Origin of the sequence: Mycobacterium sp. (genome assembly GCF_025965855.1) — a bacterium.
Taxonomy (GTDB): Bacteria; Actinomycetota; Actinomycetes; order Mycobacteriales; family Mycobacteriaceae; genus Mycobacterium.
The window spans coordinates 24690-50547 of the sequence record NZ_JAOPWB010000201.1; the positions used below are offsets into that span (position 1 = coordinate 24690).

The 25858-nt window shown below is 68.9% G+C and carries 22 protein-coding genes and 1 pseudogene; 4 read left to right on the forward strand and 19 right to left on the reverse strand.

Annotated elements, in window-relative coordinates:
* Positions 1-29 precede the first annotated feature (29 nt).
* From JWP83_RS17130 to JWP83_RS17175, 10 genes are all read right to left on the reverse strand, one after another.
* Positions 30-1439, reverse strand: a complete 1410-nt coding sequence (locus JWP83_RS17130) for a wax ester/triacylglycerol synthase family O-acyltransferase (RefSeq protein ID WP_297732167.1) — start codon at positions 1437-1439, stop codon at positions 30-32.
* 44 nt (positions 1440-1483) lie between these two features.
* The gene (locus tag JWP83_RS17135) at positions 1484-2689 is read right to left on the reverse strand and encodes an alpha/beta hydrolase (protein ID WP_297732170.1); all 1206 of its coding nucleotides are present in this window, start codon (positions 2687-2689) and stop codon (positions 1484-1486) included.
* A gap of 101 nt (positions 2690-2790) precedes the next feature.
* On the reverse strand, positions 2791-3333 hold the full coding sequence (locus JWP83_RS17140) for a hypothetical protein (protein WP_297732173.1): 543 nt from the start codon (positions 3331-3333) through the stop codon (positions 2791-2793).
* Position 3334: 1 nt separating this feature from the next.
* On the reverse strand, positions 3335-4639 hold the full coding sequence (locus JWP83_RS17145) for a molybdopterin-dependent oxidoreductase (protein WP_297732175.1): 1305 nt from the start codon (positions 4637-4639) through the stop codon (positions 3335-3337).
* Positions 4636-5289 (reverse strand): SAM-dependent methyltransferase, encoded by a 654-nt coding sequence (locus JWP83_RS17150; protein WP_297732177.1) that lies wholly within the window; start codon positions 5287-5289, stop codon positions 4636-4638. The genes JWP83_RS17145 and JWP83_RS17150 overlap by 4 nt, the downstream gene beginning before the upstream one ends.
* Positions 5290-5533: 244 nt before the next feature.
* Positions 5534-6325 (reverse strand): alpha/beta fold hydrolase, encoded by a 792-nt coding sequence (locus JWP83_RS17155; RefSeq protein ID WP_297732231.1) that lies wholly within the window; start codon positions 6323-6325, stop codon positions 5534-5536.
* Positions 6326-6446: 121 nt separating this feature from the next.
* On the reverse strand, positions 6447-6806 hold the full coding sequence (locus JWP83_RS17160; protein ID WP_297732180.1) for a Rieske (2Fe-2S) protein: 360 nt from the start codon (positions 6804-6806) through the stop codon (positions 6447-6449).
* A complete protein-coding gene (gene nirB, locus JWP83_RS17165) occupies positions 6803-9322 on the reverse strand; it encodes a nitrite reductase large subunit NirB (protein WP_297732183.1) in 2520 nt (839 codons plus the stop codon). The genes JWP83_RS17160 and nirB overlap by 4 nt, the downstream gene beginning before the upstream one ends.
* Positions 9323-9328: 6 nt before the next feature.
* Positions 9329-9682 carry a molybdopterin oxidoreductase gene (locus JWP83_RS17170; RefSeq protein WP_297732186.1) on the reverse strand — a complete coding sequence of 118 codons (354 nt, stop codon included), beginning with the start codon at positions 9680-9682 and terminating at the stop codon, positions 9329-9331.
* A complete protein-coding gene (locus tag JWP83_RS17175) occupies positions 9675-11795 on the reverse strand; it encodes a molybdopterin oxidoreductase family protein (RefSeq protein ID WP_297732189.1) in 2121 nt (706 codons plus the stop codon). The genes JWP83_RS17170 and JWP83_RS17175 overlap by 8 nt, the downstream gene beginning before the upstream one ends.
* 203 nt (positions 11796-11998) lie before the next feature.
* On the opposite strand from JWP83_RS17175, the gene JWP83_RS17180 reads away from it, so the two are divergent.
* On the forward strand, positions 11999-12904 hold the full coding sequence (locus tag JWP83_RS17180) for an alpha/beta hydrolase (RefSeq protein WP_297732192.1): 906 nt from the start codon (positions 11999-12001) through the stop codon (positions 12902-12904).
* Between the two features lie 7 nt (positions 12905-12911).
* Here the strand turns inward: JWP83_RS17180 and JWP83_RS17185 are convergent, their stop codons facing one another.
* Genes JWP83_RS17185 through JWP83_RS17195 form a run of 3 tightly spaced genes read right to left on the reverse strand, consistent with a single transcriptional unit; the run spans position 12912 to position 16406 of the window.
* Positions 12912-14216 (reverse strand): amidohydrolase family protein, encoded by a 1305-nt coding sequence (locus JWP83_RS17185; protein WP_297732194.1) that lies wholly within the window; start codon positions 14214-14216, stop codon positions 12912-12914.
* Positions 14210-15391, reverse strand: coding sequence for a CoA transferase (locus JWP83_RS17190; protein ID WP_297732196.1), 1182 nt, complete (start codon positions 15389-15391; stop codon positions 14210-14212). Before JWP83_RS17190 ends, JWP83_RS17185 begins: the two co-directional genes overlap by 7 nt.
* A 22-nt stretch (positions 15392-15413) precedes the next feature.
* A complete protein-coding gene (locus tag JWP83_RS17195) occupies positions 15414-16406 on the reverse strand; it encodes a MaoC family dehydratase (RefSeq protein ID WP_297732233.1) in 993 nt (330 codons plus the stop codon).
* 82 nt (positions 16407-16488) lie between these two features.
* Between JWP83_RS17195 and JWP83_RS17200 the strand changes: the two genes are divergently transcribed.
* Together JWP83_RS17200 and JWP83_RS17205 are read left to right on the forward strand one after the other, a co-directional pair.
* A complete protein-coding gene (locus JWP83_RS17200) occupies positions 16489-17646 on the forward strand; it encodes an acyl-CoA dehydrogenase family protein (RefSeq protein ID WP_297732198.1) in 1158 nt (385 codons plus the stop codon).
* Between the two features lie 98 nt (positions 17647-17744).
* On the forward strand, positions 17745-18152 hold the full coding sequence (locus JWP83_RS17205) for a CD225/dispanin family protein (RefSeq protein ID WP_297732200.1): 408 nt from the start codon (positions 17745-17747) through the stop codon (positions 18150-18152).
* Here the strand turns inward: JWP83_RS17205 and JWP83_RS17210 are convergent.
* The 4 genes from JWP83_RS17210 to JWP83_RS17225 all read right to left on the reverse strand — a co-directional run bounded on the left by JWP83_RS17210 (position 18137) and on the right by JWP83_RS17225 (position 22661).
* Positions 18137-19126, reverse strand: a complete 990-nt coding sequence (locus JWP83_RS17210) for an enoyl-CoA hydratase/isomerase family protein (protein WP_297732202.1) — start codon at positions 19124-19126, stop codon at positions 18137-18139. The two genes, JWP83_RS17205 and JWP83_RS17210, sit on opposite strands and share 16 nt — an antisense overlap.
* 3 nt (positions 19127-19129) lie before the next feature.
* Entirely contained in the window at positions 19130-20659 is a 1530-nt protein-coding gene (gene fadD4, locus JWP83_RS17215; protein WP_297732204.1) for a fatty-acid--CoA ligase FadD4, read from the reverse strand.
* A gap of 212 nt (positions 20660-20871) precedes the next feature.
* The gene (locus JWP83_RS17220) at positions 20872-21948 is read right to left on the reverse strand and encodes an S-adenosylmethionine:tRNA ribosyltransferase-isomerase (RefSeq protein WP_297732206.1); all 1077 of its coding nucleotides are present in this window, start codon (positions 21946-21948) and stop codon (positions 20872-20874) included.
* On the reverse strand, positions 21945-22661 hold the full coding sequence (locus JWP83_RS17225; RefSeq protein WP_297732208.1) for an SDR family oxidoreductase: 717 nt from the start codon (positions 22659-22661) through the stop codon (positions 21945-21947). The genes JWP83_RS17220 and JWP83_RS17225 overlap by 4 nt, the downstream gene beginning before the upstream one ends.
* Before the next feature lie 59 nt (positions 22662-22720).
* Here JWP83_RS17225 and soxR point away from each other — a divergent pair, with 59 nt between their 5' ends.
* Positions 22721-23188, forward strand: a complete 468-nt coding sequence (gene soxR / locus JWP83_RS17230; protein ID WP_297732210.1) for a redox-sensitive transcriptional activator SoxR — start codon at positions 22721-22723, stop codon at positions 23186-23188.
* Positions 23189-23260: 72 nt separating this feature from the next.
* Here soxR and JWP83_RS17235 read toward each other — a convergent pair whose 3' ends face one another.
* Together JWP83_RS17235 and JWP83_RS17240 are read right to left on the reverse strand one after the other, a co-directional pair.
* Complete coding sequence (locus tag JWP83_RS17235) at positions 23261-25084, reverse strand: phosphoenolpyruvate carboxykinase (GTP) (protein WP_297732212.1); 1824 nt, start codon at positions 25082-25084, stop codon at positions 23261-23263.
* Between the two features lie 178 nt (positions 25085-25262).
* Positions 25263-25858 (reverse strand): annotated as a pseudogene (locus JWP83_RS17240) (hypothetical protein); the annotation flags it as partial.

Sequence of the window (25858 nt, forward strand, 5' to 3'; positions counted from 1 at the left end):
CCGTTACCCCGACACCCGAACCGGACGGCTCAGGCGGGCGCCATCGCGGCCTCGACGACCGTGAGCTCTTCGGGAATATTTGCGGCCCTGCGTATTTCGATGAAGTCGGCGACCACGGCCTCGGTCACCTCGTGCGGATCCTTGACGGTGGCCCCGTCGGAGAGCACAGAGATGTTGAGCTGATCGACATAGCTCCACACGGTGATGTTGAGGCCGCTGCCGGCGGTCAACGGCCCCACCGAATAGATCTCGGTGACCAGGGCGCCGCCCACCCGGCCGCGCTCCCGGGGACCGGGCACGTTCGAGATGTTCAGGTTGAGGATCTTGTTCTGCCCGTCGCGGCCGGACGCCCACCGGAAAAAGGCGTGGGTGGGCGCGGGCGGCATGTAGGCCGCCCACCGGCTGACCAGCTCCGGCCCCATCAGGTGGTGGCTTTCCTTCGCCGAGATGGCGTTCTCGTGGCTGCACTGCACCCGCTCCAGCGGATCGTCCGAGTCGGTGGGCAGCGCCACCAGCATCCCGGTGAAGCGGTTCCCGGAGATGCGCTCCGGTGAGAAGTCGAAGCTGATCGGCACCGACGCCAGCAGCGGGGCGGCCTTGCCGTCGTAGCGCAGGAGCAAGGTGCGCAGCGCGCCGGTCGACATCGCAAGCACCATGTCGTTGATCGTCGCCCCGAGCCGCTTGCCGGTCTCCTTGACGTCGGCCAGCGCCAGCGTGGCGGTGGCGAACCTGCGCTCCGGGGTGATCATGTGGTTCATGAAGGTCGGCGGCGGCTCGAACGGCCGCGTCAGTTCCGGGGACAGCTTGCGCGAACTGCGGCGAACCCGGCCCAGCCCCTGCGCGGTGTAGCGGATCGTCGCGGGGATTCGCCCGATGTGGCGCAGGTGATCCGTGAACGCCGAAGCCATCAGCTGCATCGCGGTGGGGGCCGGGTCGCACAGATAGGGGCCGTCCGCGGGTCCGGGCTGCAGGTCCATCCCCCGGGCCATCAGGTTGGCCGAGGCGACGCCGTCGGCGAGCGCGTGGTGGATCTTGCCGACCACCGCGATCCGGTCATTGGCCAGACCCTCGATGAAGTACATCTCCCACAGCGGACGGGTGCGGTCGAGCGGGGTGCTGGCGATCCGGCCGATCGCCTCGTCCAATTCGCGGCGACCGCCGGGCGCGGGTAGCCGCCACGGCCGGATGTGGTACTCGAGGTCGAGCTCGCAGTTCTCCCGCCACATCGGATGGTGGAACTTGAACGGTATTTCGACGAGCTGGTAACAGAACGGCTCGAGCTTGTTCAGCCGGCCGCCGATCACCTGGCGGAACGCGTCGACGTCGAAGTCACGCCGATCCGGAGCCAGTTCGATCACCGCGGCTTTGATGGTGTGCATGTGCACGTTCGGCGTCTCGCTGTAGAGCAGTACCGCGTCCCAGCCGCTGAGCCTTTTCACCGCTGCCCCTTACTCATAGGGGGACCTTACTCAGCGGCGGGGTCTCAGATAACCTCTTTCGCGCCGATCTGCGTTTTGGTGCGGTAGACCTGGTTGAGGAACAGCGAAGCGGCATGGGCCGCCGCGCCGGCCCGCTCCCCGTCGATGAGGTCGTACCCGTGGCCCGCCCCGGGCAATTCCAGGTAGCCGACCATCGAATGCGAGACGGCCCGCAGCCGGTCAACGAAGCTACGCGCCTGCTCGACCGGGATGACGCTGTCCTTGCTGCCGTGAATCACGAGGAATGGCGGCGCATTTCGATGCACCCGCGCGATCGGCGACGCGTCGCGGAACACCTCGGGGTGGCGGGTGATCGACTTCCTGACGACCACCCGCTCCAGGAAGTCGACGAACCGCACCCGCTCGGGGGTGGAGCGGTCCTCCCAGTCGTAACGGCCGTAGATGCCGACCACCGCGTCCACCGAACTGTCGGCGCCCTCCGGCAGTTCGGCCCGGTGCACCGGGTCGTCGGGGGTCAGCCCGGCCAGCGCGGACAGGTGTCCACCGGCCGAACAGCCCGCCACCGCAACGAAATTGCGGTCGCCACCGAACTTGTCGACGTTAGCGCGCGCCCACGCGATAGCCGTCTTGACGTCGGTGATGTGGCGCGGCCAGCGGTGGTGCGGCGCGACCCGGTAGTCGATCGCCAGACACACCCAGCCCTGCGCGGCCAGCCGGGACATCAGCGCGGAGCCCTGCCCCATGCACCTGCCATGCACCCAGGCGCCGCCGGGCACGAAGATGAGGACCGGCGCGGGATGCGCGGGCAGGTCTTTGCGGCGCCAGACCTCGAGCACCTGCGCCGGGCTGTCCCCGTAGTGGACGCCGCGACGATAGAGGTAGCGGCGCTGGCGCATCGCATCCCAGATCGGCGGGGTCCGCTCGGCGGTGGGCCATTCGACGTCGAGGTCCGCGGCCGACACGACGCCCCGCAGCGCCGCGACGGCGACCTCACGGATGCTCTCCCGGTCCTGGCGACGCACGTCGTTGACGCCGGGCGTCAGCCAATCCTTCGTCATCGCGGACAGGGCTTGCGGTGCGTGACGGGCGCCCCAGACGCTCATCGCGGTCAGGGCGCCCAGCGGCTCTAGGCGCTTGCCGACGACCGGCAGCGAGGCGCCGGCAACGCTCAGGGCCAGCATGTAGTCGGCGGGACCGGCCCGCAGCAACCATTTCATGCAGGGTGTCATGCGGGGTGCCCTCGCGGTCATGTACGGACTGTACCCCCGTGCGGCACGCCAAAACTGACGATTGCGTTAAGGGTGGTGCCCGCGGTGAACGAACGCCCAACCACCAGTTTGCTGCATGCAGGCTAATCCTTGTTCAAATCGGCTGGAGCTATTTGCTGTGGCACGGCGCCGGGGGTTCGATAACGCGCGACGGCGAGTCGGGCGGCGTAGCAAATAGCGCTCACCGCGAACATCGCCGCGGTGAGCAACAGCCACCTGCCCAAAAACGGCTGCTGGGTTTGCCCGGTGGCCGCCTGGTAGGCCGGGGCGCCCTGCTGGATGATGCCGGGGAGGAAGACCAGCAGCGTCAGCCCGGCGCCCAGGGCAGGCACCCGAATGTGGTTGCGGGCGCTGATGTTTGGAAGGTCGGCCGCGGCTCGCCCGATTCGTGCGAACAGCGCCCGGTCGGCCAGCGCGTAGAGCGGGAAGAGCAACAGGTCGTGGGCGATCACGGCGGCGGCCAACCAGACGGCGATCGACTGCCACCAGGTGCCGGAGTTCCACAGCGTGGCCGGCTTGAAAGTGGCGAGAATGTAGCCCAGCAGCGCGAAACCGGACAGCATCGTCAGCAGATGCAGCGGGCGAGACCCGTAAACCACCCCGAAACTTCTTGAGAGTGCTGACATCTCAGCTCGACTCGAATTCGATGGACGCCACCCATTTGGTGTTGTGCACGCCGGGCAGCGCCGGCACGATGATCCGCGCCGGGTAGCCGTGATCCAGCGACAGGTCGGCGCCGTTGACCCGCAACGCCAGTAAGGCATCGGGGTCGCGAATCTGGTTGGCCTGCAACGCCGCCTCGCCGAACGCGCCACCCCGTTGCAGCGACGTCACCCGCGCGGCTTGTGGCGCGGGCACCCCCGCGATTCGGGCCAGCTCGGCCAGCCGGACCCCGCTCCAGGTCTGCACGGTCGACCACCCCTCGACGCACGCGATCGGCAGCCGCGCCGTGGATTGCGGCATACCGGCCAGCGCCGCCCGGTCCAGCACCACCTCCGAGGACCCGCCGCGCACGACCAATCGCCAACTCGCGCCAACGCTTTCGGGCGTGATGCCCGCGGCGACCGCGGTCTTGTTGACCGGGAAGTCGCCGCGACCCCGCCCGCGCGGCAGCAGCAGGGCGGCGCCGCGGGAGGCCCCGCCGAGGGTCTGGCCGCCCGTCAGCACGCCGATGAGAACCACGCCGGAGCCGACCAGCGCCAGCGCGCCGCGTCTGCTCATGGTCGGTTCTGCCGGATCGGCCGACACCAGACCGTCGGGATCGGGCGCTTCCGGGTGTGTGTCACTTCGGTTGGTGCGCAACACTTCTCGCAGCGATTGCGACCGCAACCCGGTGAGCATGCGCGGGATCTTGACCGCGATGTGCATCAGGAACCCGGCGATGAAGACCCAAGCCCCGAAATAGTGCGCGTCGTAGAAGCTGAACCCGAAGATGTAGTCGTACTGGATGTTCAGCACCCCGGTGACGATTTCGAACAACACCCCGCCGACCAGCATCAGCAACGACAATCGCTCCAGCAGCTGGGCGATCGAGCGGGCCGGCGGCCACACGAACAGCCGCGGGATCACCGACCACAGCTTGGCCAGCACCACCGGGATGACCACCAGGCCCAGCCCCACGTGCAGACCCTGGGTCAGCCGGTACAACCACGACGGGCGCGTCGGCCAGGCGAAGACGGGCAGGCGCAGCCAGCCGACGTCGGCGGGGATGGCCTGACCGAGTTGCGGCGCGTAGGCGATGTAGGACAGCAGCCCGGTGACGATGACGATCGGCATCGCGATCAGCAGCACCAGCCCGAACACCGACGTCAGCCACGGGCCGCGCAACGGGCTTCGAAACTGGATGAGCAAACGCCCCAGGCGCTGCGCGCCCGGCGGCGGATGCCGGTCGAGCGCGCGCCACAGCTTGGCGGGAAAACCGTAGTCGCTCACAGGGCGGCCAGGCTCGCGATGACCCGACCGCCGATCAACCGGACGCCGGTCAGCGTCAGACCGACCTGCGCGGCCAGCGTGGCGGCGCTGTCCACACCGACCGACGCCCACCGGAACCAGGGGCCGACGTCGCGGGCCGTCTCCAGGCGCACCCAGCGCGGACGGACCCCGATCGCGTCGGTCTCGAACTCAGCGACGCAACGCCCGTCGCGGCCGAGCAGCTCGGCGGCGCGGGCCAGGATCCGTCGCGGGTCGCCGCCCAAACCGACGTTGCCGTCGACGAGCAAAACCGTCTGCCAAAAACCGGTTCCGGGTAGCGGCTCGAACACGTCGCCCAGCAGCGCGGGCGCACCGCCGTGGCCCGCCAAGCGGATCGCCGTCGCCGACCGATCGATGCCGAGCGCGGGTATCCCCCGCTGGATGAGCTTGGCGACCAGCCGTCCCGGCCCGCATCCCAGCTCTATCGTCGGTCCGGCGCACATCCACGTCACGGCCTCGTCGAAGACGTCGTCGAAGGCGTCGCGGGGCGCGCTGTCGGAACATCGCTCGCCCAGCCAACGGTGAGCCGGCAGCGGCCGAACCTCGCCGTCCTCGTGCCGGACCCAACATCTCTCGCCACCGAGCGCCCGATCGTAGAGATGGCCCAGCATGTCACGCCTCTCGCATCGTGCGCGACCAGGCGGCCGGACGCGCCTTTGCCCCGGTGGGGGATGTTTCCACAAACCCGCATCGCCGGCACGCCGATATCCACGGGATACGCCAGCATTTCGATCAACCGGATCGATACCCCGATCCGCGATCGGCTAACCCCGCCCGGGTGAGGCCGCCCTGCCGACCGGGCCGAATGGTTCACGCGAGTGATTCGGCGCCGGAGCCAGCCCGGATGGGTCCCGGCTAAGGCGAACCGGCGTCGAACAGGAATTCGTCCAGCAGCCGGTTCACGCGGGCCGGATCTTCCAGCGCGGCCAGATGCGCGACTCCGTCCAGCACGGTGAAGGACGCGTTGGGAATCGACTCCGCCATGGCCCGGGTTTCCGCCAGCGGGAAGGTGGCGTCCTCGGCGCCCGCGATCACGAGTACCGGGGCGGTTACGCGACTCAGTAGAGCGTGTTGATCCGGCCGGTCGGGGACCACGCTGCGGACCGCCCAGCGGGCCGAATCGACGTCGACAGCGCGCAAGTTCGCGAGCACAACCTCGACCACCTCCGGACGGCTGCGCAGCGTCGTCGGACCCAGGAAGCTGCGCACCGCCGGCCGCGTCAGCGGCGGCCGGATGCCGCCCAGGGCTCTCGCCAGCCGCAACATGGTCGCAAACCGAATCTTTTGGACGAAACCGGCTTTCGACGCCGTGCAGTTCATCAAGACGGCGCGGTCGAGGCGGTCGGGATGGCGGGCCGCGAACGTGGCGCCAATCATTCCGCCCCAGGAATTGCCGACGAAGTGAGCTTTGTCGATGCCGAGCCCATCGAGCAGGTCGACGACGCAGCGCGCGCAGTCGGTGAAGCTGAACGCCGCGTGCAGGGGCGCGCTGCCCCCGTGGCCGGGTGGGTCTATGAGCACCAGGCGGTTGCTCTCACCGAAGCGGGCGGCCTGGCCGGCCCACAGGTCTCCGTTCATCAGCAGGCTGGGCCACATCAGCACGGCGGGCCCGGTTCCGTGGCTGATCTGGGTGCGGATCGTCCCCATAGCGGTATCGACTGACCGCGACACCAGCTTGCTCACGTCGCCACCATATGTCGATCCGTAACGACGCGCCGGGCTTCGAGCCAGCGTGCGGGAACGCCCGTCGCGAGCGCCGGCCCACCTCTTAAGCCGGGCGGGAAACCGCGCCGTTGTTTTGCGGGCGCTGTGATTTGGCGTCAAGGCGCAGCTGGATCGATCCGGCACCGTCGGCGTGCACGGGATAGGCGGTCACTTCCGCGCCGCCGTTGGCGACCTCGCATCCCGTTTCCAGGTCGTAGGTGAAGCCGTGCAGCGGGCAGACGACGACCCGGCCGTCGGTGAGCCCGTCCGCCAACGGGCCTCCGCGGTGCGGGCATACCGCGTCAAGGGCGCGCAGCGAACCGTCGCGCAGCCGGAAGACCACGATTTGCCGGCCGGCGATCGCGTAGGCGCGGCCCTCGCCCATCGGGATGTCGTCAACCGGGCCCAAAATGATGTCGTTCATCGCACCGGCACCTGCGGAAGCGGGATCAATGGCAGCGAAGAACGGAAGTGGTTGGACGTGACTGCTTTTCGGCTTTCGGCCCATGGGTCACGGTAGGAGTCGACCGACTTCTGCATGCGTGCATCCAGGTCGGGACCGATGCCCTCGCTGTCCTGCACCACGATCGAGTGGATCCGCTCGATACCGATCCGCGGCACGAAGTCGTAGGTGCGTTCCAGCCAATTGGCATTCTCCCGGTAGTACTGCAGGAACCGACCCGTCAACGCGATGACCTCGTCGGGGGTACCCACCGTTGTCAGCAGATCGCCCCTGCGGACGTGTGAGCCGGCCGCGCCGCCCACGTAGATCTGCCATTGCCCGCCCTCGATTGCGACGACGCCGACGTCCTTGCACAGAGCCTCGGCGCAGTTGCGGGGACACCCGGTCACCGCCAGCTTCATCTTCGCCGGGCTGGGCAGGCCCTGGAACCGGTCTTCGATCGCAATGCCGAGTGCCGTTGAGTCGCCCAGCCCATAGCGGCAGAAGTCGCTTCCCACACAGGTTTTGACGGTGCGGAAGCTCTTGCCGTACGCGTAGCCGGACGGCATCCCGAGGTCGGCCCACACCGCCGGAAGGTCTTCCTTGCGCACGCCCAGCAAATCGATTCGCTGGCCGCCGGTGAGTTTGATCATCGGAATCTGGTATTTGTCGGCTACGTCGGCGATCTTTCGCAGCTGGTCGGAGCTTGTCACCCCACCCTTGAGCTGCGGAACCACCGAGAAGGTGCCGTCTCGCTGGATGTTGGCGTGGACCCGGTCGTTGATGTAGCGGCTGTCGCGTTCGTCGACGAACTCGTCGCCCCACATCATGTGCAGCAACGAGGCAAGCGCCATTTTCGAGCCGGCGTCCTCGCGGCCTTCCGGCGCCAACGCGGCGAACACCGACGACACCGAGTGCAGCTCGAGCTCGCGGATCAGCCGCATCAATTCCGGCTTCTCATAGGGGATCCCCGGAACGTACCACTTGGCCCCCGCGTCCTCGGAAATCGCGGCGCCGGCTTCGGAGGCCGCCCACTCCACTAGCTGGGCGACCAGCCCCTTGCACGAGCCGCAGCCCTTGCCCGCGCGGGTCGCCGACATCACGCCCGCGACCGACGACTGGCCGCCTTTGACGCAGCCGACGATCGCGGCTTTGCTCACGCCGTTGCAGTTGCACACCTGCGCGTCATCCGCCAATTCGGCTGCGCCGGTGGCAACGTCGGGGGCGCCGATGTCGAACATCAGCGAGACCCGTTCGGGCGGAAGCGGAAGCCCACGGTCGAAGGCCTGCATCAAAAAGGCCACCTTGCTGACGTCGCCCACGAGGGTTGCGCCGACCAGTTTGTCGTCGCGCACCACCACGGTTTTGTATACGCCGTGCTTCGGTTCGGAATACTGCACGAACTCGTCGTCGTCACGCTCGGGTCCCTTCAGGCCCATCGCCGCCACGTCGACACCGGCGACCTTCAGCTTTGTCGCCGTGCGCGATCCATGGTAGGCCGCACGGGGATTGGCGCTGGTCAGATGATCGGCGAGCACAACGGCCTGCTCCCACAGCGGGGCCACGAGCCCGTAGACCTGCCCGCGGTGCTGCGCGCACTCGCCCACCACATAGATGTCGTCGTCGTCGATCGAACGCATCTGGTCGTCGACGACGATGGCACGTTCGACGGTCAGCCCGGCGCGCCGCGCGAGCACGACATTTGGCCGGATGCCGGCCGCCATCACCACCATGTCGCAGGGCAGCTGGGTGCCGTCGGCGAATTCGATCGCCGACGGCAGCCCGTCCAGGGTGAGCATCCTGACGGTTTTCTTGCCAGTGTGCACCTCGATGCCCAGCGCCTCCACCAGCCGGCGCAGGATGGCGCTGCCCTGGTCGTCGAGTTGCGCGTTCATCAAGGTGTTGCCACCCTGCACGACAGCTACGTGAAGTCCCCGACTCTGCAGGCCCCGTGCGGCTTCCAATCCCAACAGTCCGCCACCGATGACGACGGCCTTGCTTCGCCCCTTGGCGAATTCGATCATGGCTTCGCAATCGTCGAGGCTGCGGAACCCGAAAACGCCGCGGGCCAAGGCCTTGTCGTCTTGCCAGATGCCGTCAACCGGCGGGAAGAAGGACCTGCTGCCGGTGGCCAGAATCAACTTGTCGTAGCGGACGGTGGTGCCGTCGTCGGCGTAGACCAGGTGCGCGAAGGGGTCGATCCGCACCACTCGCACCCCGGCGCGCAGCTCAATGTTGTTCTGCGCGTACCAGTCCAGCGGATTGAGATAGATCTCGCCGGCGTCGTCGGAGCCGGCCAGCACATTGGACAGGAGAATTCGGTTGTAGTTCCCGTACGGTTCGTCGCCGAATACGGTGATCGCAAACCGCTCATTGCCACCGCGGGCGAGGATCTCCTCCACCGCGCGCGCCCCCGCCATCCCGTTGCCGACGACCACCAGCTTGGCCAGCGCGGTCGAGGGCTGGCCGTTGGTTTCGGGTTGGGCCAATGTAGTCATGGCGACTCAGATTTCAACCAAGCCGATGTCCACGAACACCGTGCCGCTCAATCCGTCGGGGGCCGCGACGAACACCTCGATGACGGTGTCGGCGATCAGGTCCTCGACGACCCGGAGCGGCACGTGCACCGCGTCCTTGGCGCCGATGGGGAAGTACCGCATCGGGGCGCCGTCGCGCATGAGGACGATTGTGACCAACTCGTCGGTGCTGTTGCCGCCGCGGAAATAGACGGGCTGGGTGATCGCCCCGGCCGGCACGGCATAGCGCAGAGAAGAATCGAGCAGGGACGGCGAATCGTAGCCTTTTCCGTGAAAAGTGAATGGGCCCTGCAAAAAGCGAGGCACGCTGTCGTCACCCATGCGTCACATCTCCCTTCGGTGAATCGGCTGCGTCTGCGCGCACCACGGCGACCGCGCAGGCTTTGAATGAGGGCATCCGGGAATGCGGGTCAAGAACCGGATTGGTCAGCCGGTTGATGCTCGCCGCGCCGCCCCAGTGGAACGGTGCGAAGACGGTGTCCGGGCGGATACCGGTGTCCGTCCGCGCCGTCATCACGACCTCGCCCCGGCGGGTCGTCAGCCGAACCTTGTCGCCACTGCCGACACCGAGGCGTTGCGCCAGCGTCGGGTGCAGCTCGACCACCGGCTCCGGCGCGGCTTCGGCGAGTGTGGCGACCCTGCGCGTTTGGGTCCCGGATTGATATTGTCGCAACACCCGGCCGGTCGTGAGGTAGTACGGGAATTCGTCGTCCGGCAGTTCCGCTGCGCCCCTTTGCTCGACGGGATGGAAGCGGGCTCGCCGGTCCGGCGTCGGGAAGTCCTCGGCGAACAGGCGTGGGGTGTCGGGGTGCAGGGCGGACGTGCAGGGCCAGAACACTCCTTTGTCGGCCGCGATCCGTTCGTAGCTGATTCCCCGGTAGTCGGCCTTGCCGCCCTGGCTCGCGCGGGTCAGCTCCTCGAAGACTTCCTGTGGATCGGCCGAAAACCCGTGTACCCCTACGCGCTTCGCCAGGTCGGCCATGACGACAAGGTCGCCGCGCACCTCGTCGGGCGGTGCGACCGCCGCCCGGCGCAGGATCACCCGGCCTTCCAGGTTGGTCATGGTTCCCGACTCTTCGGCCCACTGCGTCGTGGGGAGCACCACGTCGGCCAACGCGGCGGTCTCGGACAAGAAGATGTCGGACACGGCCAGGAAATCCAGTTCCTTCATCTTGTCCGCGACGTGTAGCGAATTCGGCGCCGAGACAACGATGTTGGAGGCCATCACCCACAGCGCGCGCACCCCGGCGGGAGTGCCGATGCCGCTGAGCATTTCGTAGGCCGACCGCCCGGACGACGGCAGGTCGGCGGGGTCGATCCCCCATACCCGTGCGACGTGGGCGCGCGCGACGGGATCGTCGAGTTTGCGGTAGCCGGGCAGCTGGTCGCACTTCTGCCCATGCTCGCGGCCACCCTGGCCGTTGCCCTGACCGGTGATCGTCGCGAAACCGCTATACGGGCGGCCCGGTAGTCCCAGCGCCAGCGCCAGGTTGATGAAGGCCTGCACCGTGTCGGTCCCCGAGCTGTGCTGCTCGGCGCCGCGGGCGGTCAGGATCATCGCGCGATCGGCCCGGGCCAGCATCCGGGCCGCGGCCACGATGTCCTTTTCGGGCACGCCGGTGATCCGTTCGACCCGGTCCGGCCAGTACAGCCGCACCGCGCGACGCACCGCCTCGAATCCCGCGGTCCGCTCGGCGACATACTCGTGATCGATAAGACCGTCCCGGGCAACGACATTGAGCATGCCGTTGGCCAAGGCGAGGTCGGTTCCGGGGACGGGCTGTAGATGAAGGTCGGCGCGACTGGCGGTGGCGGTGCGGCGCGGGTCCACGACGATGTGCTTGGCGCCCCGGGCGCGGCCCGCGTCGAAATACTGCATCGCCGGGGGCAGCGTTTCGGCGGGGTTACCACCGACGAGGAGGATGACGTCGGCGTGCGCGATGTCGGCGAGCGGAAAGGGCAACCCGCGGTCGATGCCGAACGAACGGTTCGACGCCGCGGCCGCCGACGACATACAGAACCGGCCGTTGTAATCGATTGCCGAGGTGCGCAGTGCGACGCGCGCAAATTTGCCTAACTGGTAAGCCTTTTCGTTTGTCAGGCCGCCGCCGCCGAAACATCCGACAGCGTCCCGGCCATGGTTCTGCTGCGTCTTCTGGAACGCCGCGACGATCCGCTCCAGCGCCTCGTTCCAGGTCGCCGGACGCAGCGGCGCACCTCGCCCGTCGCGAACCAGCGGGCGGCTCAGCCGTTCCGGATGCCCGAGCAGGTCGGCCGCCGTCCAGCCCTTCGCGCACAGCCCACCGCGATTAGTGGGAAAGTCTCCTTGCGGCGCGAGCACCGGCGGCTTCGCGGGTCCCCCGGACACGTCGAGGGTGATGCCGCACTGTAATGAACAGTACGGGCAATGTGTTTTCGTCGGCGCCGACGCCACTGGCGATCACCGCTTAGCTGATGAGCCGGCACACCTTCGGCCGGCTCGGCCGGACGTTCCTTCCATGATGCCTCCCGATCGGCCCTTACAGCCGAAACTACGGCGCCCGTGTTTCGAAGGCATTTCCGCGGATTGTCCACACGACTACCGCCTACTCACGGCCCTGTCGGTGAAGATGTGTTGTCGTCGTTGATACTGAGTCGATGCCGAACGACGACGTTCACCCCGACCTGCGCCGAATCGCCCGTTTCACCCCACGGCATCTGATCGGTCCCCGGAGCCTGCCGATAATGCGGGCGATGGGCGGCCTGACGGGATGGCGCCGTAAAGCCGGCGCACCCCCCGGTGTCGAGGTGATCACCCTGGGATCGGGGGTCGGCGTGCGGCTGTTTCGGCCCGCCGGTGTGACCGAACCCGCGCCCGCGCTGCTGTGGATTCACGGCGGCGGGTACGTGCTCGGCACCGCCCAGCAGGACGATGCGCTGTGCCGCCGGTTCAGCTCGAGGCTGGGCATGACCGTCGCGTCGGTGGAATACCGCCTGGCGCCCGAGCATCCGTATCCCGCGCCGCTGGAAGACTGCTATTCGGCGCTCACCTGGCTGGCCGACCTGCCCGCGGTGGACCGCAACCGGGTGGCGATCGCCGGCGCCAGCGGGGGCGGCGGCCTGGCGGCGGCGCTGGCGCTGCTGGCCCGGGACCGCGGCGAAGTAAGCCCCGCGTTTCAGGTGTTGGCCTATCCGATGCTGGACGACCGAAGCTCCGCCACCGCCGCGAACCCGAACCACCGGCTGTGGAGCACGCGCAGCAACGACTTCGGCTGGACGGCCTATCTCGGCGGCGCCGACCCGCGGGTCGCCGTCCCGGCGCGCCGCGACGACCTGAGCGGGCTGCCGCCGGCATGGATCGGCGTAGGGACGCACGACCTATTCTACGACGAGGACCTGGCCTACGCCCAGCGCCTGATCGACGCGGGGGTGCCGTGCCACGTCGAGGTGATTCCGGGCGCGTTTCACGGCTTCGATGCGGTGGCACGGAAAGCCCAAGTGTCGCGGCGGTTTTTCGACAGCCAATGCGACAGTTTGCGCGCCGCGCTCGCCCCGGCGGCCTGAGCGCCGGTCACATCGCGAAGTAAACGAGCTCGCCGCCGATGACGGTGGCGGCCACCATGCCGGCGTCCAGCTCGGCCAGCGCCGTCGCCGGGGGCTCGGTCAGCACGCAGAGGTCCCCGGGCTGCCCGGCTTCGACGGTGCGCGCCCGGCCCGGCTGATCCGGCCGGCCCAGGAACATCGTCAAAGCCTGTCGCGCCGTGACGCATTCGTTCGGATTGAGCACGGCGCCGCTGGGTGTGGTGCGGTACACCGCGGCCCGCATCGCCGTCCATGGGTCGCTGTGGCCGAAGGGCATGTCGGTGGACAGCGCCACCGGCACGGCCGCGTCAAGCAGGGACGCGACCCGCCACAGCTGGCCGTGCTCGCCGGCGGGGACGTCGGCGAGGTATTGATCGCCGCGCTCGGCGACGAAGTTGGGCTGTGTCACCACCGTGATCTGCAGGTCGGCCAGGTCGGCCAAGTTTTCCGTGGGCACTACCGCGGCATGCTCGATGCGATCCAGCGGGTGGCTGCCGGCGGCCCGCAGGGCCGCGATCGTGACCACCAGTTGGGCCGCGGTCACGCAGTGCACCGCGACCGGTCGGCCGTTGCTGTGCTGGTCGGCGATGAAGGCCGTCAGGGCGTCCAGATCGAGACGGTCGTCCTGCAGGATCTTCTTACCCGGTGCCAGGAAGCTCGGCCGCGGCCGAAACTCGCCGTGGCGGTGCGCCACCAACAGCGAGACCATGTCGTCGGCGCCGAGGTCGGGGGTGGCGTCGGTGACGCCGGTGACGCCGGTCGCGGTGATGCGGCGGCTGAGTTCGGCCAGGTCGGTTTCGCGCTGCTGCAGGGCGTCCGACCAGCCGCGGTCGGCGCTGCGCAGGCGGCCGTCGGGATGTTCGGGTAGGCCGACCCGGCCCAGCGCCTCGGAGTTGAGGATCCACAGCGCGCCGCTGCGGTGCTGGATGCGCACCGGAATGTTGCGCACGACGGCATCCAGGGCGGTCCGATCAAGCTCGCCTGCGACGGACTCGTGGTAGCCGACGGCGCGAATCCACCCGTCGGGGCCCGGCGTGGCGTTCGACAGCAGTTGTGTCAGTTGGGCTTTGGTGGTGACCCCGGGCGGCCCGACGAAGAACGAATCCAGCGCCGAAGCCGCCGAGCGCAGGTGCACGTGGTGGTCGTGCAGCCCGGGCAGGACGGTCCCGCCGCCGGCGTAGAGCACGCCCTCCCCTTCGCGAGAGACCAGACCGTCCCCTATCTCATCGATCTGCGCACCGACCCGGATGTCGACCGTTCTGCCGTCCAGCAGGGCGGCGCGGTGAATCAGCATGACAGGCAACGCCTTTCGGAGACCATCCGGCGCACGGCGTCGTTGTCGGCGCCGAGTTCGGCCGCCGGGCCGGGTGCCGGTGGTGCCTGGGGTGGCGGCGCCGGGTTCTGCCCGGCCGGCGCTTCGGTCGGCAACGCCGCATAGGTCGCGGCGACGGCGGCCATGGGCACGTGGATCGATTCACCCCCGCCGCGGCTCAGCGATTCGACCACCGCCAAGGCCGCGTCCAGCCCGGTCAACGGGTCGGCGATGGCGTCGCCGCAGAACACCGGTCCATCGGCGGCGATACCCACCAGGCCACCGGCCACCGCGGCGTCATCGCCGAACGCCGGCCTTGCGTCGTCATATCCGCTGATGCGTAACCAGATTCGCCCCGCTCGCGGTGCGACGTCGTCGGGCCCGAGCCGGCGCCGCACCAACGCGGCGGGGCGCGAGCCTTCGATCACGATATCGGCGACGGCGAGCAAGTCGCGTAGCTCGTCGGCCTGGCTGTCGAAATCGATGCAGTAGGAGAGCTTTTCACCGTTGATCCAGTCGTAGAAGGCACCGTTGCCGTCTCGGGTGCCGTCCGGGCGGCGCGGGCTTTCCACTTTGACCACGGTTGCTCCGGCGCGGGCCAAGAGCTGCCCACACAGCGGGCCCGCCCACATCGAGGACAGGTCGGCCACCAGCAGGCCGGCCAACTCGCGCGCGTGCGCGCGCGAGTTCATGTGCCGGACCTGCGGCGATGCGGCGGCGGCCTCGCCCAGGGTGGCCGCGGGAATGTCGAGCAGACGCGCCCGTTCGGTGACCGCGAACACGGGGTGCGTTGCGGCCCAGCGCCGCAGCGCCGGCCAGGGGTAGGCGGGCATCTCATCGGTCTGCAGCAGGGCGGGGACGGCGGCGACGTCGTCGGGGCGCGACAGCGTGATCGCACACCACCCATCGCGGGCCGCCAGCAACCGGGTGGCCCCACCGGCCGATACCCGGCCGCGGCGGGTCAATCCGAGCAAGCCGGCCCGCCCGGTCAGCAGGCCGGCCGCGTCGATGACGATGTGCATTCGGTGACCCACGGTGGCGGCCACGTGCTCCGCGCGGGCCAGCACGTTCGCGCGGGAGAAGTCGGGCGGCCCGTCGGGCAGGCCCGTCAGGCAGGCCAGCCCGCTGCTACCCCACTTGGATGACGTGGTCACCACCCCATTGTGCGCGTGGCGCGGGCTAGAAATGCAGCGCGGTGAACCGCCAGTCCAGCACCGGGCGGTCGGGCTCGCCGACCGCATAGACCAGCGACCGCAGCCCGAGCACTCCGCCGTGGTCGGTCGGCCGGGCGGTTTCGACGTGCAACTCGCTGTACAGGGTGTCGCCCTCGCGCACCGGGCCGGTGTGATCGCAGGACTCCCAGCCCAGGACCGTCGCCAGGTTGGGCAGCAGCCTGCTGGCCTGCGCGAGCGCCAGCCCGATGGTGTGTCCGCCGTACACCAGCCGGCCACTGCCGACCCGCGAATCATGATGTGTGGCGGCGATGTTCAGGGTGAGCCGGGCGAGTTCGGGCGCGCAGCTGACCACATCGCCCGTGCTGCGCAGCACCGCACCCGCCAGGGCGGGGTCGAAACGCGGGCCCGGCACCTTGTTTCGGAACACGTCGGCGTCCCACTGGGCGGTCGGATCGTGGGCCGGGCCGGGCACGTCGGCGCCGATCGTGGATAGATCGTCGTCGGGAGCCTCCGATCCGTCCCTGTCGGGGTTGTGGTCCGGGCCGGCCGGCAGCATGGCGCACCGATAGAAGTCGAGCACCAACCGGTCGGCCTGGTCGATCGTGATCATCCGCAGCGCCGCCATGCCCGTCGGGGCCCGGCCCGGCTTCGGCGAATTGGCCCGCAGTCCAACCACTTCCGTGCGGGTGTACAGCGAGTTGCCGATGACCGGGAATCGGTGAAAGGTGAGGCCGCGGTAGAACAGGTTCGCCTTGACCCGCTGGGTGGCCAGCGTCGACTGCCCGATCGCGACGTCGCAGACCAGGGCCGGATGCGCCAGCGGCCCCGGCGCGCCGGTCACCGCCGCACACAGGTCGGCGTTCAGGGACAGCCGCAACCGATCGCCCACGATCGCCTGATGCGCGGCGGCCATCCCCGCCGACAGCGTCATCGCCGGTGCCCAGTCGAAGACGTCGCCCACCGCGAGATCGTCGAAGTAGGGGCCGCCCTCGCGCATCCGCGCATACCCGTCGCTAGTCACAACGCCACATGCTGGCAGGCTGTCGGATCGGGGGTCAACGCAGGAGGCTGGGCGTGGGGTGAACGACGAAGAAGACATGCTGGTCGCCACGGTGCGGGCGTTCATCGACCGCGACGTCAAACCCAGCGTCCGCGAGGTCGAGCACGCCAACACCTACCCCGGGGCGTGGATCGACCAGATGAAGCGGATCGGCATCTACGGCCTGGCCGTTCCCGAGGAATACGGCGGGTCACCGGTGTCGATGCCGTGCTACGTGCGGGTCACCGAGGAGCTGGCCCGCGGCTGGATGAGCCTGGCCGGCGCGATGGGAGGGCACACCGTGGTGGCCAAGTTGCTGACGCTGTTCGGCACCGCGGAGCAGAAGCGGGCCTACCTGCCGCCGATGGCCACCGGCGAGCTGCGGGCCACGATGGCGTTGACGGAGCCCGGCGGCGGCTCGGACCTGCAGAACATGACGACGACCGCTGTGCCCTTTGGCGAAGCCGGCGCCCCTGGCGGTTTGGTCATCAACGGTTCCAAGACCTGGATCAGCAACGCGCGCCGGTCCGGGCTGATCGCGCTGCTGTGCAAGACCGACCCGAACGCCACGCCGCGCCACGCGGGCATCTCGATCGTGCTCGTCGAGCACGGGCCGGGTATGACGGTCTCGCGGGACCTACCCAAGCTGGGTTACAAGGGCGTCGAGTCCTGCGAGCTGTCGTTCGACAACTTCCGTGCGCCGGCGTCGGCGGTGCTGGGCGGCCGGGTGGGCGAGGGCTTTGCGCAAATGATGAAGGGGCTCGAGACGGGCCGCATCCAGGTGGCCGCCCGGGCCCTGGGCGTCGCGACGGCGGCGCTCGAGGACGCGCTGGCCTACGCGCAGCAGCGGGAAAGCTTCGGGCGGCCGATTTGGAAACATCAGTCGATAGGCAACTACCTGGCGGACATGGCGACCAAGCTCACCGCCGCCCGTCAGCTCACCCGCTATGCCGCCGAGCGCTACGACAGCGGCGAACGCTGCGACATGGAGGCCGGGATGGCCAAGCTGTTCGCCTCCGAGACCGCAATGGAGATCGCGCTGAACGCCGTGCGCATCCACGGCGGCTACGGCTACTCCACCGAGTACGACGTCGAACGCTACTTCCGCGACGCGCCGCTGATGATCGTGGGCGAGGGCACCAACGAGATCCAGCGCAATGTGATCGCCGCGCAGCTGGTCGCCCGCGGCGGGATCTGAAGCGAATCTCCCGGCCTGACGTCGGCGTGTGCTGTATATTTGCCTGACTTCTCACACCAGCGAAGCGGCGCGGGAGTAACCAAGGAGAGGCAGCTGCCATGAGTTATCCCCAAGGGCCGTACGAGGGTTCCCCAGAATGGCAGGGCCAGCAGCAGCCGGGTTGGCAGGGCCAGCCGCCGCCCGGATACCCGGTCCCGCAGCAGGGTTGGCCGGCCCAGCGCGAGCCGGACAACTACCTCGTCTGGGCGATCCTGGTCACGGTGCTGTGCTGCCTCCCGTTCGGGATCGTCTCGATCGTGTACTCCACCAAGGTCTCCGGGCTGTGGGCCCAGGGGCGATACGCCGAGGCACAATCCGCGGCCGACAGCGCGAAGAAGTGGGCCATCATCGGCGCGATCGCCGGCGTCGCCGCCTACGTGATTGGCGTCATCCTGTGGTTCGTCTTTTTCGCGGTGGCCATCTCGAGCATCCCGTCGACGACCACCACCACCTATTCGGGCTTCTGAGCGAGGCCTTGGGCGCCAACGTAAGTCGCGTCCACCAGCCCCCACGCCCGCGCGGTGTCGGCGCCGACCGACTGCCCGGACAGCACCAGATACGCGGTGCGCCAGCGCCCGATCCGCCGGGTGACGCTGAGGGTTCCGCCGGCGCCGGGTATCAGGCCGAGGCCCAATTCGGGTAGGCCGAACACCGAATCGTCGCGCGCCTCAATCCATCCGCAGAACGCCGCCATCTCCAATCCGCTGCCCATCACCCGGCCGTGAACCTGCGCGCGGCATGACCGGCCGAGCCGGGCGGCCAACGCGTCGAGCGCCAGCGCGGGGCTGTGGCGGGTGCGGGCCAGGTGCGCGCTCGCCGGGTCGGCGAAGGTGCCGAATTCCGCGAGGTCCCCGCCGCTGCAAAACGATGGACCGTTGCCGCTCAACACGATCCCGGTAACCGAGGGATCCAGCTGAGCGACGGTCAGCGCCTCGAGCAACGCGCCCCGCGCATCGGTGGAAAACGCGTTGTGGCGTTGCGGCCGGTTGAAGGTGATCCGCAGCGTGTCGCCCTCACGCCGCGCCAGCACCGGGTCGGCGATGTCGGGCACGCGGGCCGGACCGCGTTCGGCCAGCCACCGCCCGAACTCCGGGCCGGCCTGCAGGGTCGAGTAGGCCAGCGACTCGGTCACCACCCCGGCCAGCGTCGGGCCGCGGGGGTCGACCGCGCGCAGGACGTCGTCGCACACGCGGCTGGCGTGCGGCCAACGCCGGCAGCGCTGCGTCAGCTCGGCCAGGGCCTCGGGCACCGAATCGACCGTGACCGCCCTGCGATCGGAGCACGCGTCCTCGGTCAGCGTGAAAGTCGCGGCCTGAAGCCAGTATTCGTCCCGGGCGATATCCGCGGCCGAGCCTACGGCGACGACCACTCCGGGCGGTGACGCCGGCTCCGGTTCAGGACCGGCCTCCATCGCGCTCGACAGGTCCACCACCCGCAGCATCGGTCACACCGAGTACTTCTCGATCAGCCCGTTCTTGTAGAGCTTTCCGGTGTCGGTGCGCGGCAGCTGCGCCTCGAAGGCGATCGAGCGCGGGCATTTGTAGTGCGCCAAGCGGTCCCGCAGCCATGCGGTCAGCTCGTCGGCAAACCCATCGGTGGCATCGGCCGGGTCGACGGTCTGCACGGCCGCCACGACGCGCTGACCCATCTCGTCGTCGGGAACGCCAAACACCGCGGCGTCCAACACCTTCGGGTGGGTGACCAGAAGGTTCTCGGTCTCTTGCGGGTAGATGTTCACCCCGCCGGAGATGATCATGTGGTGGCGCCGGTCGGTCAGGTACAGGTAACCCTCGTCGTCGAGATAGCCGACGTCGCCGACCGTCACCCAGCCGTGCGTGCCGCGCGAGGCGGCGGTTTTCGTCGGGTCGTTGAGGTATTCGAAGGAGTACCCGCCCTCGAAGTAGAGCTCGCCGGGCTGGCCCGGTGGCAGCTCGGTGCCGTCCTCGCCGAGGATGTGAATCGCGCCCAGCATGGGTTTGCCGACCGAACCCGGGTGCGCCAGCCACTCCTCGGCGCTGATCAACGTCGACCCGATGGCCTCCGAGGACGCGTAATACTCGTCGACGATCGGACCCCACCAGTCGATCATCTGCTTCTTGATCTCCATCGGGCACGGCGCGGCGGCGTGCATCACCCGCTGCAGGCTGGACAGGTCGTACGAATCACGAACGGCTGCGGGCAGTTTCAGCATCCGGGTGAACATGGCAGGCACGAACTGGCCGTGGGTCACCCGATAACGCTGGATCGCGTCCAGCGTTCCCTCGGGGTCGAACTTCTCCAGGACGACCGTGGTGATGCCGTCGGCCTGCGCGCTCATCGACCACACCGACGGCGCCGTGTGGTAGAGCGGGGCCGGGCTCAGATAGATCGACTCGGGGGTCATCCAGAACCCGATCAGCGCCGCCATCATGCCCGGCGCCTCGGCGGGCGGGACGTGCGGCAGTTCGCGTTTGATGCCCTTGGGCCGGCCGGTGGTCCCCGACGAATACTGCAGCAGGTCGCCCTCAATCTCGTCGTCGATCGGGGTATCCGGTTGGCGGGCAACGCATTCCGGATAGCGCTCCCAATTCGGCAGGTCGCCTGGCGAAACAGGGCCGGCGATCATCAGCAGGCCCGGCAGCCCGTCCGGCAGGTGTTCTCCCAGTTGCACAAGCGTGTCGCGCAACGCCGCCGAACCGATGATGGCCTTGGCGCTGCTGTTGTCGACGATGTAGGCGGCCTCGGCCGCGGTCAGGTGGGTGTTGATCGGCACGTAGTACAAACCGCTGCGTCGCGCCGCCCACATCACCGCGTGGATGTGCTCGTTGTTCTCCATCAGGATCGCGACGGTGTCCCCCTCGCGCAGTCCGGCCTGGCGAAACCGATGCGCCAGCCGATTGGCGCGGGATTCCAGGTCGTCGAAGGTGACGACCGTGCCGGCCGGGTAGAGGATGACAGCAGGTTTGTCGGCGCCGATATGGGGGCGAATCTGCATGCGCCGACTGTATTACCCGCCCACGGGCCGGCGGCACGTAGGTCACTCTCGGGCGGTCCTCGCTCGGCATGAAGTCACACCAGTCACAAGAAGTTCGGGGTAGCCCGATCTGCCCCCCTCATAGCGACAATCCGAGGGCATGCGGCAGGACCGCCGACATCACCGAGAACTGTCGCTGTTAGGCGGGCAAAGACGCGCATGCCCGAACCGCGTCAGCGCTCCGGCAGCAGCAGGGCACTGTCACCGAATTCGTGCCACAGATAGCCTCGTGTGACGGCCTCCCGATAGGCCGCCGCGACCAGGTCCGGGCCCGCAACGGCCTCGAGCAGCAGCAGGTGTGAGGCGCCGGCGTCATGCCATCCGGTGATCAGGCCGTCGACCACCCGGCCCGGGTGGCCGGGACCGAGCACCAGGTCGGTCCAGCCGGCGGCCGGCCGGACCACGCCGAGCGCGTCCGCGGCCGACTCCAGCGCGCGGGTGACGGTGGTGCCTACGGCGATCACCCTGCTGCCGGCAGCGCGCGCCGAATTCACCATCCGCGCGGTGGCCGCCGGCACCTCGAACGGCTCGGGAGTCGGTGGCTCGCCCGCTTCCGCCGACGACACCCCGGCGTGCAGCGTGATCGGCGCGATCCCAATCCCGGTGGAGACCAGGGCGGTTACCAGCTCGGTGCTGAAAGGCCGCGCCGCGCTGGGCATTTCAGCGCTGCCGGCGGATCGCGCGAACACGGTCTGGTAGTAGCGCAGCGGCCATGGGCGCGGCACGTATGCGTACCGGATCGGCCGCCCGTGCCGCGCGAGGTACGAGCCGACAGCGCCTGCCGGACCCTCCAGGATCGCCCGCGCCGTCCACAGCCGTGCGCCCTCGACCCCGGGTTCCGGGTAGGACGACCCGATGACGAGCGCCGCGCCGCCGGGCATGTCGACGCGTTCGCCGGGCCGGACGTCGGTCAGGTGTCCGGCCGCGTCCACCGCGGGCCGCAGTTCCACCACCCAGGCCTTTTCGGCGCGCGGCGTCGAGAAGTGCACGGTGATTTCCTGGCCGCCGCGGCGGCCGTCGACCGCGGCGGGCATCGTGGCGGAGTTGTTCACCACCAGGAGATCGCCCGGTCGCAGGTAGTCACCAAGGTCGGCGAAGCGGGCGTGGCTTACCCCGCCCGGGCGGGCGACCAGCAGCCTGACCGCGTCGCGGGCCACGCCGTGGGCTTCGGGCGGCTCGATGGCGTCGGAGCCCGGGGGGCGGTCGAAGTGCGTCCGCGGCCGCGCCGCGAGGGTCCTGGAAACAGTCATCGCCACGCTCCGGATAGCGCCAGGTCCGCCGCCCGGTAACGACCGGCGGCGGGCCGGGTGTCCAGCAGGCGCAGCAATGCCGGGACCTTCGCCTCCGGCTCGGCGCGGTCGGAGATGTCCTCGCCGGGAAACGCGGCCTGGTGCATCTCGGTCCGCATGTCGCCCGGGTCGAAGGCGTAAACGCTGACGGCCGGCGCCTCGGCCGCCAGGACGGCCGACAGCTGATCCAACGCGGCCTTCGACGAGCCGTATCCGCCCCAGCCCGGGTACGGCTCGACGGCGGCGTCGGATGACAGGTTGACGATCACCCCCGCGTTGTCGGTCAGCGCCGGCAGCGCCGCCTGGATCAGCGCCAGCGGGGCGAACACGTTGCTCTGGTAGACGGCCCACAACTCGCCCGCCGGGTAGTCGGCGAGCACCGGCTGCGGGCTGGGCCCCAGCCGGCTGGCGTTGTTCACCAGCAGGCGAAGTGGACCGGCCTCGATCGCGGCCGCGACCAGCGCGTCACGGTGCGGCGCGTCGGTTACGTCGCCCGGCAATGCGATCAATCGCGACGAATTAAGCTCCGCGGCAGTGGTTTTCAGATCGGAGGCACGGCGGGCGTCGGCGACGACGGCCCACCCACGGTCGAGCAGGGCGGCCGTCACCGCCCTGCCGAACCCGCGGGAGGCGCCGGTGACAATGGCAACGGGACGGGCTTGAAATTGGGTCATATGGCCATACTGATAGTTGAAGTAAACTTTAAGTCAAGTCCCCAATTCGAGGAGACCACATGGACAAACGGGATCTGTTCACCGTCAGCGAGATAGCCCGCCGCAGCGGCTTCGCCGCCTCGGCGATCCGGTTCTACGAGAGCCAGGGCCTCATCACGGGGACCCGGACCGCCGGCGGCCAGCGCCGATTCGAGCGGCAGATGCTGCGGCGCCTGGCCTTCATCAAGGCCGCCCGCAACGTCGGGCTGAGCCTGGATGAGATCGCCGACGCGCTGGCGACACTTCCGGACGGCCGCACCCCGACCCGCGCCGACTGGGGCCGGCTGTCCAAAACCTGGCGCGCGCGCCTCGACGACCAGATCGCCGGGTTGATCGCGCTGCGCGACAACCTCGACTCGTGCATCGGCTGCGGGTGCCTGTCACTGAAGCGCTGCGCCATCTCCAATCCGGGCGACCTGGCGGCCGGCGCCGGAGCCGGCGCGGTGTACCTGCCGAGATCGCTACGACGACCGGCGATTAGCGGCTAGGGCCCAGCTCGCCGAGCAGACGCAAAAGCCCCCGATTCCGGTCCGGAACGGGGGCTTTTGCATCTGCTCGCGCTACTCGGCGAGCCGCTGCTTGAGCGCCTCGAACTCGTCCTTGACCCCGGTGGGCAGCTTCTCGCCGACGAACTCGAACCACTCCTCGATCAGCGGCAGTTCCTGGCGCCACTCGTCGGCGTTGACGGCCAACGCCTGCGCGACGTCCTTGCTGTCGGCGTCGAGCCCGTCCAGGTCCAGATCCTCGGCGGTCGGCACGACACCGATCGGGGTGTCCTGGCCGCCGGCCTTGTGCTCGATGCGGTCGACGATCCACTTCAGCACGCGGCTGTTCTCGCCGAAGCCCGGCCACAGGAACTTGCCACCCTCACCGCGGCGGAACCAGTTGACGAAGAACACTTTCGGCAGCTTGGACTCGTCGGAGTTCTTGCCCAGGTCCAGCCAGTGCTGGAAGTAGTCGCCGACGTGGTAGCCCAGGAACGGCAGCATGGCCATCGGGTCGCGGCGCACGGTGCCCACCTTGCCCTCGGCGGCGGCGGTCTGCTCGCTTCCCATGGTCGCCCCCATGAACACGCCGTGCTGCCAATCGCGGGCCTCGGTCACCAGCGGCACCGTGGTCTTGCGGCGGGCGCCGAACAGGATGCCCGAGATTGGCACGCCCTGCGGGGCGTCCCACTCCGGCGCGAGGATCGGGCACTGCGACATCGGCGTGCAGTACCGCGAATTCGGGTGCGCGGCTTTGGTTTCCGTCTCGCGAAGAACCCAGTCCTGGCCCTTCCAGTCGATCAGGTGATCCGGCTCGCCCTCCAGGCCTTCCCACCACACCTCGTCGTCGTCGGTCAGCGCGACGTTGGTGAAGACGGTGTTGCCCGCGGCGATGGTGCGCATGGCGTTGGGGTTGGACTTCCAGTTGGTGCCCGGCGCGACCCCAAAGAAGCCGAACTCGGGATTGACCGCGTACAGCCGGCCGTCCTTGCCGAACCGCATCCAGGCGATGTCGTCACCGAGCGTTTCGGCGCGCCAGCCCGGGATGGTCGGCTGCAGCATGGCGAGGTTGGTCTTGCCGCACGCCGACGGGAAGGCCGCGGCGAAGTAGTACGCCTTGTTCTCCGGGGAGATCAGCTTGAGGATCAGCATGTGCTCGGCGAGCCAGCCCTCGTCGTGCGCCATCGCCGACGCGATGCGCAGCGAGTAGCACTTCTTGCCCAACAGGGCGTTGCCGCCGTAGCCGGAGCCGTAGCTCCAGATCTCGCGGGTTTCCGGGAAGTGCGTGATGTATTTGGTGTCACTACACGGCCACGGCACGTCTTGTTGGCCGGGCTCCAGGGGGGCTCCGACGGAGTGCAGCGCCTTGACGAAGAAGCCGTCGTCACCCATCTTCTCCAGGGCGGCCTTGCCCATCCGGGTCATCACCTTCATCGACACCACGACGTATTCGGAGTCGGTGATCTCCACGCCCAGCTTGGGGTCGTCGGCACCGAGCGGGCCCATGCAGAACGGCACCACATACATGGTGCGGCCGCGCATGCAGCCCCGGTACAGGTCCTTCAGGGTGGACCGCATCTCGGCGGGGTCCATCCAGTTGTTGGTCGGCCCGGCGTCGATCTCCCGCTCGGAGCAGATGAAGGTCCGCGACTCGACCCGCGCCACGTCGGACGGATCGGACAGCGCCAGGAAAGAATTCGGGAACTTTGCGGGGTTCAGCCGCTTGAACGTGCCGGCGGCGACGAGCTGCTCGGTGAGCCGCTTCCACTCCTCGTCGGAACCGTCAGCGAAGACCACCCGGTCCGGCTGGGTGAGCTCGGCGACCTCCTCCACCCAAGACAGCAGCCCGTGGTGCTTGGTAGGCGCGGTGTCCAGACCGGGAATGGTCGCTGAAGTCATCGAACTCTCCTGGATTTCTGCCTGCTTACTCGGCTCGTCGGTTGCGGTAGATATGCGTTCGCCCACACAACTGTTCACATGGTGGCGTTAACTACAGGTTATCGTGAGCTACTTGTCGGGGAGGCCTCGGGCGGGTATAAGCCTTCTCACATCAACGATTCAGAAACGTCACCGAACGTCAGACGTCGTCGCCATTCGCGCTCCTTGAAGCCGGTTTATCGCTTTCGCGCTCGGCTCGGGGTATACCCGGTTCTCCCAGTTCTGCACGCACGGCGTCCAGCGCGGCCTGGACCGTGGGCATCTCCCGGTCACGTACGGCGGCCGCCCGTGCCGCGGCGATCGCGTGCTCGCGCAGTTCGCTGTCGATGGCGCTGACCTGATCGGCCACCTGCGCGTTCTCGGCCTCATCGCGGGCGATCAGCGCGGTGCTCAGCAGCGACTCGGCGACCAGCACGCGGGTCGCGACCAGCTCCTCCACCGTCGACTGCAGCGACGACGTCGCTTCGGCCGCCCAGCGGTCCAGCAGCGCCCGGTCCCGCAGCAGGCCGCGGATGTGGATGACCACGAACGTGACCGCCACCCCGACGGCGACGCACCCCGCCGCCCCCGCGGCGGCCAGTACGGGGCTCAGCCGGGATGCCAGCCCGGCGACCAGCCGGCTGAGCGTCAGCGCCACGCCGAGTCCGAACCCGGCGCCCAGCAGCATCATCAGCCAGGTTTCGTGCCGCCGGGATTTCAGGGGCGTGGGCGGGACCTCGACCGTCGGCAGCTTCT

What these genes read in the sequence shown, in the direction of transcription:
- JWP83_RS17135 (WP_297732170.1), bottom strand. Translation starts at nt 2,689, where the DNA reads ATGACCGCGAGGGCACCCCGCATGACACCCTGCATGAAATGGTTGCTG.
- JWP83_RS17140 (WP_297732173.1), bottom strand. Translation starts at nt 3,333, where the DNA reads ATGTCAGCACTCTCAAGAAGTTTCGGGGTGGTTTACGGGTCTCGCCCG.
- JWP83_RS17150 (WP_297732177.1), bottom strand. Translation starts at nt 5,289, where the DNA reads ATGCTGGGCCATCTCTACGATCGGGCGCTCGGTGGCGAGAGATGTTGG.
- JWP83_RS17155 (WP_297732231.1), bottom strand. Translation starts at nt 6,325, where the DNA reads ATGGGGACGATCCGCACCCAGATCAGCCACGGAACCGGGCCCGCCGTG.
- JWP83_RS17160 (WP_297732180.1), bottom strand. Translation starts at nt 6,806, where the DNA reads ATGAACGACATCATTTTGGGCCCGGTTGACGACATCCCGATGGGCGAG.
- nirB (WP_297732183.1), bottom strand. Translation starts at nt 9,322, where the DNA reads ATGACTACATTGGCCCAACCCGAAACCAACGGCCAGCCCTCGACCGCG.
- JWP83_RS17170 (WP_297732186.1), bottom strand. Translation starts at nt 9,682, where the DNA reads ATGGGTGACGACAGCGTGCCTCGCTTTTTGCAGGGCCCATTCACTTTT.
- JWP83_RS17180 (WP_297732192.1), top strand. Translation starts at nt 11,999, where the DNA reads ATGCCGAACGACGACGTTCACCCCGACCTGCGCCGAATCGCCCGTTTC.
- JWP83_RS17185 (WP_297732194.1), bottom strand. Translation starts at nt 14,216, where the DNA reads ATGCTGATTCACCGCGCCGCCCTGCTGGACGGCAGAACGGTCGACATC.
- JWP83_RS17195 (WP_297732233.1), bottom strand. Translation starts at nt 16,406, where the DNA reads ATGCGCGAGGGCGGCCCCTACTTCGACGATCTCGCGGTGGGCGACGTC.
- JWP83_RS17205 (WP_297732200.1), top strand. Translation starts at nt 17,745, where the DNA reads ATGAGTTATCCCCAAGGGCCGTACGAGGGTTCCCCAGAATGGCAGGGC.
- JWP83_RS17210 (WP_297732202.1), bottom strand. Translation starts at nt 19,126, where the DNA reads ATGCTGCGGGTGGTGGACCTGTCGAGCGCGATGGAGGCCGGTCCTGAA.
- fadD4 (WP_297732204.1), bottom strand. Translation starts at nt 20,659, where the DNA reads ATGCAGATTCGCCCCCATATCGGCGCCGACAAACCTGCTGTCATCCTC.
- JWP83_RS17220 (WP_297732206.1), bottom strand. Translation starts at nt 21,948, where the DNA reads ATGACTGTTTCCAGGACCCTCGCGGCGCGGCCGCGGACGCACTTCGAC.
- JWP83_RS17225 (WP_297732208.1), bottom strand. Translation starts at nt 22,661, where the DNA reads ATGACCCAATTTCAAGCCCGTCCCGTTGCCATTGTCACCGGCGCCTCC.
- soxR (WP_297732210.1), top strand. Translation starts at nt 22,721, where the DNA reads ATGGACAAACGGGATCTGTTCACCGTCAGCGAGATAGCCCGCCGCAGC.
- JWP83_RS17235 (WP_297732212.1), bottom strand. Translation starts at nt 25,084, where the DNA reads ATGACTTCAGCGACCATTCCCGGTCTGGACACCGCGCCTACCAAGCAC.